The organism is Nostoc sp. (assembly GCF_036919575.1).
Lineage (GTDB): Bacteria > Cyanobacteriota > Cyanobacteriia > Cyanobacteriales > Nostocaceae > Nostoc.
This window is the reverse complement of record NZ_JBALBY010000050.1, coordinates 15,016-29,265: the sequence shown is the minus strand read 5'-3', so window position 1 is coordinate 29,265 and position 14,250 is coordinate 15,016. Positions and strand designations below refer to the sequence as shown.

Sequence of the window (14,250 nt, the reverse complement as noted above, 5' to 3'; positions counted from 1 at the left end):
CATCACTAATTCCTTGTCTAGCAATTGAATACCAACAAATAGTTAGCAAAAAAATTGTAGGTTGGGTGGAGGCTTTGCGTAACCCAACATCCGGATAATCAGTTGGGTTGCGCTCCGCTCCACCCAACCTACGTCTAATGCACTATTTTAGTCTAGAGGGTTTACTACGTGCATTTAAAAAATCAAATACTAGTCCTATAGCAATTGAATACCAACAAATAGTTAGTTATTAAGCAGATTTGATATTACTAACAGATTATTATTGGCAAGGTTGTGTACTATAAGACATTATTATAGCGATTCCTAGTAGGGGCAATTCATGAATTGCCCCTACTCAACTGAAGACTGATTTCACCCATATTATGTTTATTAAGCAACATACTAAAAATTAACATTTGCTTTATAAATAACTGCTTTGCTTCTTAACTTGATTTATATTGAAAATAACCAAAAACTTTGACTCCATTATGATGTTTCTCTGAGAAAAAATACTTATGGTTATTCAATTTATCTATGTATTCATTGAATTGTTACTTACTAGACAACAGATTTGCATTGTTAATAAGGCTTCAGAAAATCGAACCACAGAGGCACAGAGAACACGGAGAAATAAGAGTTTGAGAGGTATTTTGGGTAAGTCCTGGTTAATTTACAGCAATTTTCATTTAATTGAACCATATATGTTGTAGGGGCACAGCATTGCTATGCCCCTACCGCGTGGTCTATTCAAACCTCGTTTCCAACCTCGGAAATGCTACTCATTGGGCTGCTGCCGCAAGTAAGGGAGGCGGAGCCTCAATGAGGGGCATTCCCAGTCTCCGACTGGGAACGAGGTAAATCTCTCATGCGTTTATATAGCTAAAAATTATACTTTTATGCTGGATTTTATTCAAAATTCACATCAGTAATAGTTTAGAGCTATTTATAAAATAACTTTAAAGGAATGATTTAGTTTCTGTAAAGTATGTTAGTGTTTTTATTAATTCAATGCTTTAAAGTGGTTAGACAAACTAGTTATTTCATTGATATTTTGAAATTAAAAATAACTAAAGATAACTGCTTTGTGATCGTTTAATTACTTTTCCAATTGCATAAACTCGGATTGAAGGTGGTGTCTTTTCTGTAACGAACTTGTCAACTTTACTGGGTTAAGTAGCATAAAATATATTATCCTGGACCTTGAAACTGGCTATGACATTTATCAAGATACAGAATGTTGTCATTAACATCAGCTATGTTGCTGTAGTTAGGCTAGATAATCAAACGATTTCAGGTGAAAAAAGCGTTTCTACTCCTCAGTTTCTATCACTCCAGTGGGATACCATTGCTCAAAATCTCTACGATTACAAATGGATTGAATTCACTGGTCAAGCAGTTATTAGACTCCCAGACTATTTTAGCAGTTTTCACAACGTCATTGACTTATTGCCACAATATCAATAGTCTAGCGTTGTCTAACATTTTTGTGCGATGTCTACGACGGGCTACGCCTACGCAGTGTGCCAAAGTCGCCTATAAATCTAAGGCTTTCTCAGGGCAGTATGTGTCGTGTGGTGTCGATTTAGAAAAAAGCATTTAGCACAGATAGGATAGCTAACTGCTTACAAAACGAGAGTTTTCCATTATTTAGTAGGCAACAGAAATTACTGTAGCTACAGAATCCACAGTACTAACTATGCCCTATGTCTGCTTATTCAATTGATACTGCCTTAGCGGAGTTAGAGAGCCTTATCAATAATTGTGAACAGGCTGTGATGAGGTCTATTGAGGGAAAAAAAATGAAGTCAGAAAAATCAGTGTCTATCAACAAAATTAACAGACAATTACAACACAATCCTATAGCTATCGTTGGGATGGCTTCTCTATTGCCTAAAGCCAGAAATTTACGGGAATATTGGCAAAATATAGTAAACAAAATTGACTGTATTACTGATGTTCCTTCGACTCACTGGAGCGTCGAAGATTATTACGATCCAAATCCAAGAACTACTGAAGATAAAACCTACTGCAAAAGAGGTGGGTTTCTTCCAGAGGTTGATTTTAACCCGATGGAATTCGGCATACCACCCAGCATTTTGGAAGTCACAGATGTATCGCAACTATTAAGTTTAGTGGTTGCGAAAGAAGCGATGGAAGATGCAGGTTATGGCGAAAAACGTGAGTTTAGCCGCGAGACTGTTGGCGTAATCTTAGGCGTGGCGATGGCCAAGCAATTAGGAATGCCACTTTCTGCGAGGTTGGAATATCCGATTTGGGAAAAAGCACTCAAAAGCAGTGGTTTATCTGACGAAGATACCCAAAAAATCGTTGACAAAATCAAAAGCGCTTATGTGAAATGGGATGAGAATGCTTTCCCTGGAATGTTAGCTAATGTAGTCGCGGGTAGAATTGCCAATCGCCTAAATTTTGGCGGGATGAATTGCGTAGTTGATGCCGCTTGCGCTAGTTCTTTCGGTGCTTTAAAAATGGCAATTAGTGAGCTAGTTGAGCATCGTTCTGACATGATGCTGACTGGTGGTGTTGATACCGATAACACCATCATGGCTTACATATCATTTAGCAAAACACCGGCGGTTTCTCCCAGTGAAAATGTCAAACCTTTTGATGCTAAATCCGATGGGATGATGTTGGGTGAAGGTATCGGGATGATTGTACTCAAACGCCTGGAAGATGCTGAACGCGACAACGATAAAATCTATGCCGTAATCAAAGGCATTGGTACCTCCAGCGATGGGCGTTATAAGAGCATTTATGCTCCGCGCAAAGAAGGCCAAGTTAAAGCCTTAGAACGTGCTTATGAAGATGCCGGTTTCTCTCCCGCTACTGTTGGTTTGATGGAAGCACATGGCACTGGTACAATGGCTGGAGATCCGACGGAATTTGGCTCTTTAAAAGACTACTTTGATGTGCATGATGAGAAAAAACAGCACATCGCTTTGGGTAGTGTAAAATCACAAATTGGACACACAAAAGCGGCTGCGGGTGCGGCGAGTTTGATTAAAACTGCTTTGGCTTTACATCACAAAGTATTACCGCCGACAATTAACATCACTGAACCAAACCCCAAACTCAACATTAAAAATTCATCCTTTTATTTGAATACCGAAACTAGACCTTGGATTCGTCCAGAAGGGGAAGCACCCAGACGCGCGGGTGTGAGTTCCTTTGGCTTTGGCGGCACCAATTATCACGTCGTTTTGGAAGAATATGAAGCTGACCAAAACCACGCTTACCGCTTACATAATGATGCTAGTGAAGTGCTGTTATTTGCTCCCACAGTAGACCAATTGTTGGCCAAATCTGAAGAGACTTTAGGTAAGTTGCGATCGCCTGAAGCATTAACACATTATGCCCAATTAGTCAAGGAATGCAAATCGCCACAGATTCCCCTCTCTGCTGCCAGATTTGGGTTTGTAGCTGAGAATCTTGAAGACGCTTGCAAGTTGCTGCAAACTAGCATTGACTGGCTGAAAAACAAAGGAACAGCAGCATCTTGGGAGCATCCCCAAGGGATTTATTACCGCGCCTCTGGTATGGAGTTGGGCGGAAAAGTTGTCTCTCTATTTTCTGGTCAAGGTTCGCAATACTTGGAAATGGGGCGCGAACTGGTGATGAATTTTCCTTTGATGCGGCGTCTTCATGGCTATATGGATAGTCTGTTAATCAAAGATAATTTAAAGCCGCTTTCAGAGATCGTTTTTCCTCATCCTGTGTTTGAGGAAGCAGAGAAAAACGCCCAAATTGCTGCCTTACAACGCACAGAATACGCTCAACCAGCCATCGGGGTGTTGAGTGCAGGGATGTACAGCATACTGCAACAAGCTGGGTTTAAGTCAGATTTTGTGGCGGGTCACAGCTTTGGGGAACTCACAGCTTTATGGGCTGCGGGGGTTTTGAGTACGGAAGATTACCTGTTCCTGGTGAAAGCTAGGGGTCAAGCAATGGCGGCTCCCGAAGACCCGGATCATGATGCGGGTAGTATGCTGGCTGTCAAAGAAGATATCAGCAAAGTGGAAGCCGTGCTGAGACATTTTCCCCAAGTTGCGATCGCTAATCAAAATTCTCCCACTCAATTTGTCTTGGCTGGCCCCACCGCAGAAATAGCGAGAGTTAGAGAGGCTTTACACGAGAAAGGATATACAGCTGTATTGTTACCTGTTTCAGCAGCTTTCCATACACCGCTAATCGCCTTTGCTCAAAAATCCTTTGCGATCGCTACTAAGTCCGTCAAGTTCCAAAGTCCCAAAATCCCTGTTTACAGTAACGTCACCAGTAAGCAGTATCCCAATGAACCCCAAGGTATTCAAAAAATCCTGGAAACGCACCTTTCTAACTCAGTGCTGTTTAAACAGGAAATTGAAAATATCTATGCGGCGGGTGGTACTTGCTTTGTGGAATTTGGCCCGAGGAGAATTCTCACCAACTTGGTAAAAGATATCCTTGGCGATCGCCCACACACTACCGTATCTTTGAACCCCAGCACTCAAAAGAATAGCGATCGCTCTTTACGAGAAGCAGTTGTGCAGTTGCGGGTAATTGGTTTGGCTTTGAATAACCTCGATCCTTACCAACTTCCCCAAACTATACCGCCAATTGAGACGAAGAAGACATTAAATGTCCGTTTAAACGGCATCAATTATAGATCCGAAAAAACGAAAAATGCTTTCGCTCTAGCTTTGCAGGATGGGCATAAAGTTACATTACCTACCCCTGAATATTCTGATGCGGCTCCTTTATTTAGCAGCCCAGGTGTAACTCCAACTCTCGCAGTGATGGAGACTAACGGACATAAAAAAACAGCTGCGATCGCTAACAGTGTGACTGCTAATATCATCACCCAAACAGAGCAACAAATGAATCCTGTTACCCTGTCACAACCAGCCCAGGAATCTAAGATGCAACCAACACCAGAAAAGCTGACAAATTACCAACAACTTTTAGAAAGTTTAGAATATTTGCTGACACAGTTTCAGGAAAATCAAGCCGAGAATTTACAAGTTCACGGTACTTATCTCAACCATCAAATGGAATACGCCAAAGCGTTTTTCCAACTGATGCAGCAGCAGAATTCTTTGTTGAGTGAAAGTAAATCAACAGCCGAAACTGCCAAAATGAAGCTAGTTGTGATGGAAAGCTTAGAGCGCAGCATGATGCAGTTTCATTCCCAACAAGGTGAAACCCTACGCATCCATGAGCAATATCTTCAAGAGCAGTTGGAATATACCAAAAACTTTTTCCAACTCATACAGCAAGAATATTCTCAAATCATCTCAGGTGAGGGAGTAACTCAACTAACAGAGAAACTAAATGAGGTACGCCATCATTTCACCACAGAAACAACTGTTACTGATGCAGCCGTACCCGTTACTACCAAGATAGTAGAAAGCCAGCCTTTGCCTGTAACTGAGCCAGTTGCTAAAAATGGCTTAAATGTTACTCAAGCACCTCTCCAGGTGTTAGAGCCTGTAGTTGAAACTTCTGTATCTCCCACTTCTAAGAAGGATGAAAATTCTTCTTCTTTGCTCCCTAATCTCTTCTCCCCAATCCCTACTTTTGAGACAGTAGAGCCTGTAGTCGCGCCACCTGTACCAGTAGTAGAACCCCAATCTGAGCTTGTAGTCAAAATTAGCTCACCTCCAGCCAATGAAGCGATCGCAGAACCAGCACCCACAACTGCTGCACCTGTATCTGGCGCAACCATCGATATTGTTGACTTGGATAAAAACCTCTTAGCCATCACCAGCGATAAGACGGGCTACCCAGTCGAAATGCTGGAAATGGACATGGACATGGAGGCTGATTTAGGAATTGACTCAATCAAACGGGTAGAAATTCTGGGGGCGCTACAGGAAATGTACCCCAGCCTACCCAAGCCCAATTTAGAAGAACTCGCAGAAAAACGCACCATCGGTCAAGTTGTCGAGTATCTGCAATCCCAGGTTTCTAAAAGTGTTTCGGTAGAAATTGCAATTCACGAAGTGCAACAACCAACTGAGATTTCAATAGAGACTGCACCCGTAGTTGAGGTAGTCGCTTCACCTGAACTCAACGTAGTTGTCGCATTTAACTCAGAACCCACTACAACTGATGAATTTGCAGACTTAGGTGAAACCCTGTTAGCAATCACCAGTGATAAGACGGGCTACCCAGTGGAGATGCTGGAACTAGAAATGGACATGGAAGCCGACTTGGGGATTGACTCCATCAAACGGGTAGAAATACTAGGGGCGATGCAAGAAATGTACCCAAACTTACCTAAGCCTAATATCGAAGAACTCGGAGAACTCCGCACCATCGGTCAAATAGTTGATTACCTACAGCAGTTAGCTGGAGGTGAAAAAAAAAAGTCTGAGCCTGAGTTTGTCCAACAACCACCGGAATTAGAGCATAATATTCAGCGCCATCCGGTCAAACTCAGAAGCTTACCACAGCCTGATTACTTGGATTTCACGTTACCAGAGGGACACATCGGTTTAATTACCGATGATGGTTCCCTCACCACTTATAAATTAACTGAATCCCTAATCGAAAAAGGCTGGAAGGTAGTAGTTGTCAGCTTCCCCCAATCGCTGATCGCCCAACAAGCGCCCTTACCCACAGGAGTAACCCGCGTCACCTTAGCAAACTTGAGTGAAGAACATCTTCAACAACAATTGCAAGCGATCGCATCTCACTGCGGAGCGATCGGGGCTTTCATCCATCTACATCCGATGTTTGTAGCAAATCACACCGGGAGTATTTCTTATAACGAACAAGAAAAGGCGATCGTCAAGCACGTATTTTTGATGGCGAAACACCTCAAACCTTCTCTGAACGAAGCCGCACGTCATGGACGTAGTTGTTTCTGCACAGTTGCTCATCTCGATGGCGCTTTTGGGTTAGAGTACAAAGTCAACTTTGGTGCGATCGGTGCTGGTTTGTTCGGGTTAACCAAAACTCTCAGATGGGAATGGCCAAAGGTGTTTAGTCGTGCGATCGATCTAAGTCCCAGACTTGATGCTAAACAGTCAGTACAAAACATCATTGCCGAGCTTCACGACCCCAACCTTTATATTAGTGAGGTTGGCTACGGCTCACAAGGACGAGTTACCATTATCGCCGATTAAAAAGTTGATTAACTCCGTGTGAAACTTTCTCTCAAACCTAACCCCCAACCCCTTCCCTACAAGGGAAGGGGAGTAAGAATCAAAGCCTCTCTCCCTGTGGCTAAGAAATCCAGTTCCCTCCCCTTTACAAGGGGAGGGTTAGGGTGGGGTAAAACCCTGGTTAATCAGTTGCACATCAAAAGCAAATTTATGCAGGTATTCACGAGGATTTATGACACAAACAGCCCAGCTTAGTCCATCATCTGTCTTTGTCGTGAGCGGCGGTGCAAAAGGGATTACGGCTGAGTGTACTATCAGATTAGCTCAACAGCAACCCTGCAAATTTATCCTCCTCGGTCGCTCGGAACTATTAGAAACCGAGCCAGCTTTTGCTCAAAATTCTGATGAATCCGCATTGAAAAAATGCATCATGGAAAATCTTCTTTCTCAAGGAGAGAAGCCCACACCCATGAATGTACAAAAGATATATAACAAAATTACCTCCAGCCGCGAAATTAAAAAGACTCTAGCAGCAATTGAAAAAACAGGAGCTAAAGCAGAATATATTAGCGTCGATGTCACAGATACGCAAGCTTTACAAGAAAAACTTGCTAATGCTGTGCAACATCAGGGCCCAATTACAGGAATCATTCACGGCGCTGGAAACTTGGCTGATAAGTTAATTGAAAAGAAAACAGAAGAAGATTTTGAAAAAGTTTATACCGCGAAAGTTCAAGGTTTAGAAAACCTGTTAGCTTGCGTTAATCCTAATCAACTTCAACATTTAGTTTTGTTTTCTTCAGTAACAGGTTTTTATGGAAATCCTGGACAATCTGATTATGCGATCGCAAATGAAATTCTGAACAAATCAGCCCATATATTTAAGCAAAGTTATCCCTCATGTCATGTTGTCGCTATCAACTGGGGCGCTTGGGATAGTGGGATGGTGACAGCAGAATTAAAGAAGATTTTTCAAGAGCGAAAAATCGAAATAATTCCGATTGCAGTCGGCGCACAAATGCTCGTGAAAGAAATGGATAATACCAATCATGCAACTGCACAAGTTGTCATTGGTAGCCCACTAGTTCCAATGGCTACAGAGTTAGATTCAGAACTACGAACCTATCGTATTCGTCGCCAAATGACATTAGAGGCTAATCCATTTTTACACGATCATACTATTGCTGGTTCTCCAGTTTTACCAGCAACTTGTGCAATGACCTGGATTATCAATGCTTCTGAACAATTATATCCCGGTTATAGATTGTTCAATTACCAAGATTTCAAAGTTTTGAAGGGGATTACTTTCAATGAGACATTAGCGAAGGAACATATTTTAGAAATTGAAGAAATTTCCAAGGTTAATCTTGAAAGAATCGAACTTAAAGCCAAAATTTCGAGTAAAAACCCAGAAGGAAAAATCCATTTTCATTTTAGCGCTCAACTCAATCTCCAGCGAGAAATCCCAGATCCACCCACTTATGAATCTCTCAATCTCGAACCAGATAATATCATCACCGCTACCGGAAAAGCTTTTTACCAAAATGGTGGGGCTACATTATTTCACGGCCCCGGTTTTCAAGAAATCAAAAGAGTTTTAAACATCAGCCCTGAAAAAATCACTACAGAATGTCTTTGGCCAGAACTCAGCGCCCAAGAACAAGGACAATTCCCTGTCCAATGGGTAAATCCTTACACAACAGACTTGAGTATGCACGCCTTATGGGTTTGGACACAACACTTTCATGAAGAAGGTTGTTTACCTGGAAAAGTAGAAAAGTTTGAACAATTTGCAATGATACCACATAACGAAACATTTTACGTTTCTTGTGAAGTGATATCTAAGACAGCAAGTAGTGCGATCGCAAACTTTATCATACACGATCGCCAAGGTAAAATCTATTCACGAATGCTCGGCGCTCACGCCATTATTTGGTCAATGAAAATGCTCAGAAGCTAATAATCTTCCTTTAACACTCAACACCTATAGCAATCCTAAATCAGTTGTAAAAATCTCTTTTTATTCTTCTCTCTGCGCTCTCTGCGCCTCTGCGGTTCGATTAAAAACAGTAAATTTCACAACTCGAATAGGATTGCTATAACTTGCCACTTCAAAGTTTGGGGAACAGCGTAAATCCTGCCTTTTAAATTATCTCTTGCCTAATACCCAAACTCGGAGCATATAAATCGTGGAAAAAATAGCCATCATCGCATTGTCATGCCTATTCCCCGATGCTAAAAACCCTGAAGAATACTGGCATAACATCGTTAATCAAAAAGATTCCACATCCTCTGCAACCGTCGAAGAAATCGGAGTAGATCCGACAATCTTTCACAATCCAGCTAAAGGTACACCAGACAAAACCTATTCCCTCAAAGGCGGATACATCCGCAACTTTCAATTTAATCCTTCCGAATACAATCTACCATCAGAATTTGTTGCTGGTTTAGATAACACCTTCAAATGGTCATTGTATGCCGCTAAACAAGCAATTGTACAGAGTGGTTATTGGGGTAATCAAACTGTCCTTGCAAAATGCGGCGTAATTTTAGGTAATTTGTCATTCCCAACAAAATTATCTAACCAGCTATTTTCTCCAATTTATCAGCAATCTATTACCCCTGCTGTTAGAGAACTTTTGCAGTATGAAGATTTTGATTTAGCTGCTCTCCCAAGTGCAACCAAAGCCTCTTTATACAATGCGATGATATCTGGCTTACCAGCATCTATCATTGCTCAAGCTCTATCTCTATCCCAGATTAATTTATGTCTGGATGCTGCTTGTTCATCATCATTTTATGCTATTAAACTAGCATCTCATTACTTATGGTCACACAAAGCTGATGTCATGTTAGCTGGAGCTATAAGTTGTGCAGATTCCCTATTCGTGCGGATGTTATTTTCCGGTGTTCAAGGGTATGCAGAAAACGGCATCAGCCGCCCCTTGGATAAGTCCTCTAGAGGGCTAATTCCCGCCGATGGTGTTGGGATGGTGATGCTGAAAAGATATTCTGATGCCGTTAGAGATGGTGATAATATTCTCGCCACCATTTGCGGTAATGGACTCTCGAATGATGGCAAAGGTAAACATTTACTGAGTCCTAATCCTAAAGGACAAATTCTAGCTTTCGAACGAGCCTATAATGAGGCGAAAATTAGTCCCAAAACTATCGATTATCTAGAGTGTCACGCCACCGGCACATTATTAGGAGATACAACCGAATTCAACTCCATAGAAACATTCTTTGGTCAAAACCAAGCTGCACCTCTGGTTGGTTCTGCTAAGGCAAATACTGGCCACTTGCTAACTGCTGCTGGCATGGTTGGCTTGACTAAAGTGATTTTGAGTATGTCTCATGGTGTAATTCCAGCAACCATGAATGTTTCTGATCCTTTAACTTCAGAAAAAAGTACAATTTCCGCCGATAAAATTGTTAGAACAGCTACAGCATGGCCGAATAATAACGCACCAATCAAACGGGCTGCTATTAGCGCTTTTGGTTTTGGTGGCACTAATTCTCATCTAATTTTAGAACAAGGAAATACAACACAATCAGTTGAATCAACTCCACCTGTTCCACCTGTAAAAGTCGCCATTGTCGGCATGGATGCCTTTTTTGGTAACTGCAATGGTTTAGATGCTTTTGAACGCAGTATTTATGATGGAACACAGCATTTTACTTCCCTACCGCCTCAAAGATGGCACGGTATAGAAAACCAAGAAAATGTCCTGAAAGAGTACGGTTTAGCAGATGGTAAAGCACCAGTAGGGGCATATATCAAAGATTTTGAAATCGATACTTTATCGTGCAAAATCCCACCGAATGAAATCGAAAAGTTAAACCCACAACAATTGTTGCTGCTGAAAGTTAGCGATCGCGCCGTGAAAGATGCGAAACTACAGGAGGGAAGCAATGTTGCAGTGATTGTCGCTGCTGAGACAGAATTCTCTGTACATCAGCTACAGCAAAGATGGAATTTATCTTGGCAAGTTAAGGACGGCTTACTCAACCAAGGAATTTCTTTACCTGCTGAACAGCTTGCACAACTGGAAACCATTGTAAAAGATAGCATTCACCAACCAGTAGAAATCGGTGAATATGTGAGTCACATCGCCAACATTATGGCGAGTCGAATTTCAGCTTTATGGAATTTCACTGGCCCGGCATTCACCATCAGCGCTGGCGAAAATTCTGCCCTCAAAGCGTTGGAAGTTGCACAAATGCTACTCGCAACTGGAGAAGTTGATGCTGTGGTTGTTGGTGCGGTAGATTTGGCAGGTGGTATGGAAAATGTCTTATTCCGCAACCAATTTGCACCAATTAATACGGGTGTCAATACGTTGGGTTATGACCAACAAGCCAATGGTTGGACGGTTGGCGAAGGTGCTGGTGCTGTCGTCCTCAAGCGCTACGAAGCTGCTAAGGAAGATAATGAACGCATCTATGCAGTCATTGATGCTATGAGTTTCGCACAAAGTAATTCTACTGGCAGTAACGCTCTGGTAAAAACTGATGCTTCAGCTATCAGCAATGTCTGCAAACAAGCTTTCCAGATGGCAGATATTCAACCCACAGAGGTTAACTATGTAGAAGTCTTCGGTAGTGGCGTTTCCCAGCAGGATGAAGCCGAAATCACAGGTTTACTGCAAGCTTATCCGAAAGTGGGCAATGGTTTGCATTGTGCGTTGGGCAGCGTCAAAGCCAATATCGGCCACACCTATACAGCATCGGGAATTGCTAGCTTAATCAAAACCGCCCTCTGTCTTTATTACAGGTATATTCCCGCCACCCCCAAATGGTCTGGTGTCAAAACACCGCAAGTATGGGAAGGTAGCCCCTTCTATGTGGCAATGGAATCAAGACCTTGGTTTGTCGATAAAGGCGGCACACGCAGAATAGCAGCAATTAATAGCATGGGTATAGATGGGAGTTATGCCCATTTAATCTTATCGGAAGAACCCAGCCAAGAGGAGCGCGACAACAGATATTTGCAACAAATGCCTTTTCATCTGTTCCCTATAGCAGTTAGCGATCGCACCACTATACCCGATATACTTAACCATCTTCAAAAATCCATTGAAGCTAGTTCTTCTTTATCAGCTACCGCCAGCCAAACATTCGCTACTTTTCAACAGCATCCTGAGCCTAAATACGTCTTATCAATCACAGGACGTAACACAAAAGATTTACTCAAAGAAATTGAATCTGCCCGCAAAGGTGTAAATAATGCCTTTGAAAACGGCACAGATTGGCAAACACCTTTAGGAAGTTATTTCACAGCGAAACCATTGGGTAAAACTGGAGCAGTTGCTTACGTTTATCCCGCCGCAGTCAATTCTTATATTGGCATTGGTCGTAGTGTATTCCGTTTATTTCCTAAAGTTTTTGAGGACTTAAAAAGTAACAATCTCTACAATCGGGCTGCCGATGTTGAAAAGTTGGTTTATCCCAGAAGTTTACCTAAATTGACAACTAGGCAACTAGAAACTCTCGAAAAGCAATTGTTAGATGATTCACTGGCAATGTTTGAAAGTGAAATCGCCTTTGCTAGATACATGACGGCAATTTTTCGAGATGATTTTCAAGTAAAGCCGCAATCTGTATTTGGGTATAGTTTGGGTGAAACTAGTATGATGGTTGCCCAAGGAGTTTGGAGTGATTTTGAGGGCGGAAGTAATACCTTAAACTCATCACCTTTATTTGGCGATAAATTATCTGGGCCGAAAAATGCTGTGCGTGAATATTGGGGATTAACCGATTCACCAAACAACAATTTTTGGAATACCTATGTTCTCATGGCTACACCATCTCAAGTTAGAGAATGCCTGAAACATGAAAATCACGTCTACTTAACTCAAATCAACACACCAGAAGAAGTATTAATTGCTGGTGATGATGCAGCCTGTAAGCGAGTGATTGAAACTTTAGGTTGCAACGCTTTCCCGGCTCCCTTCGACCATGTGATACATTGTGAAGCGATGCGATCGCAGTACGAGGAAATCAAGAAGGTAAACACTTTACCATCCCAAACTCTCCCAGGTATTGTTTTTTATTCTGCCGCAGATTATCAACCGATCGCACTTGAAAGTGATGCGTTCGCCGGAGGCGTTGGCGAAGCCATCGCGCATAACATCGCCAAAGGATTGTGCCAAGAACTTGATTTTCCGCAATTAGTTAACCGTGTCTACGGTGATGGTGTCAAAATATTTTTAGAAGCGGGTGCAGGTAGTGTGTGTTCACGATGGATTGATAAAATTCTCGGCAACAAAGAACATATCACAGTCTCTCTAAATCGTAGAGGGATGGATGACCATGCTTCAATGGTCAAAGCATTAGCAAAACTACTCAGTCATCAAGTGAACGTGGATTTATCACCACTGTATAGCAAAGCCCAAGAAACTGCTAATCAAAATAAAGCAACATTGAGAACAGTTACCTTGGGAGGGAAAGCGATCGCTGCTACAATTTTGAGCGAAGAAAATCGTAAACTTGTTGAAGATTTGGTTGGGGATATTAGGAGCGATGGCTCCGCCAACGCCAAGGGCGAACGCTTCAAAAAACAGCCTCTAAACATACCTAATCTCCAACAATCTGAAATCACAGATTCTCTTAATACTTCCAACCAGATAACCCAACAAGAAAATTATTCCCTTAACATCTTGCCTCAGCCAGAAGAAGTAAAACCGAAAAATATCATTGATAACGTTTTTGAAACGAGAGAACAATTACAATCTTCTGAGTCAAGCGCAATTGGGCAGCAAAATCCTCTTTCTTCGCCACCTGTCATCACTCAAAAAATTAGTAGCATCATCAGCATGTTCGATTTAAATAAGACTCAGTATCAAAAGCTCAATGCTAATAATTCAAAGATAACTAAAGCGCACACAGCTTTTTTACAAGCTAGACAAGATTATAGTCAACAAATGAGCGAAATCATTCAATTGCAACTAACTTGCGCCCAAAACTTGCTCAACGAAGAATCTTAATATCTCATACCAATTCTCTCTAAACTTTCTCTTACTTTGCGTCCTTTGCGTCCTTTGCGGTTCGTTTAAAAAAGATTAAGTGCATCTTCTAGAGAATTGGTATTACTCTCTTCCTCTGCGCTCTCTGCGCCTCTGCGGTTCGTTAAAAGAAAATAAAACGTAGACTCCTTTACAGA

At 41.8% G+C, this 14,250-nt stretch carries 4 protein-coding genes; all 4 read left to right on the top strand.

Annotated features, from left to right (window positions below):
* Positions 1 to 1,191: 1,191 nt before the first annotated feature.
* The 4 genes from V7K27_RS14350 to V7K27_RS14335 all read left to right on the top strand — a co-directional run bounded on the left by V7K27_RS14350 (position 1,192) and on the right by V7K27_RS14335 (position 14,074).
* On the top strand, positions 1,192 to 1,443 hold the full coding sequence (locus V7K27_RS14350; RefSeq protein WP_334948212.1) for a hypothetical protein: 252 nt from the start codon (positions 1,192 to 1,194) through the stop codon (positions 1,441 to 1,443).
* Between the two features lie 239 nt (positions 1,444 to 1,682).
* Complete coding sequence (locus V7K27_RS14345; protein WP_334948210.1) at positions 1,683 to 7,106, top strand: beta-ketoacyl synthase N-terminal-like domain-containing protein; 5,424 nt, start codon at positions 1,683 to 1,685, stop codon at positions 7,104 to 7,106.
* Positions 7,107 to 7,317: 211 nt separating this feature from the next.
* Positions 7,318 to 9,045 (top strand): SDR family NAD(P)-dependent oxidoreductase, encoded by a 1,728-nt coding sequence (locus tag V7K27_RS14340; RefSeq protein ID WP_334948208.1) that lies wholly within the window; start codon positions 7,318 to 7,320, stop codon positions 9,043 to 9,045.
* A gap of 229 nt (positions 9,046 to 9,274) precedes the next feature.
* A complete protein-coding gene (locus tag V7K27_RS14335) occupies positions 9,275 to 14,074 on the top strand; it encodes a PfaB family protein (protein WP_334948206.1) in 4,800 nt (1,599 codons plus the stop codon).
* The last annotated feature ends 176 nt before the right edge of the window (positions 14,075 to 14,250 follow it).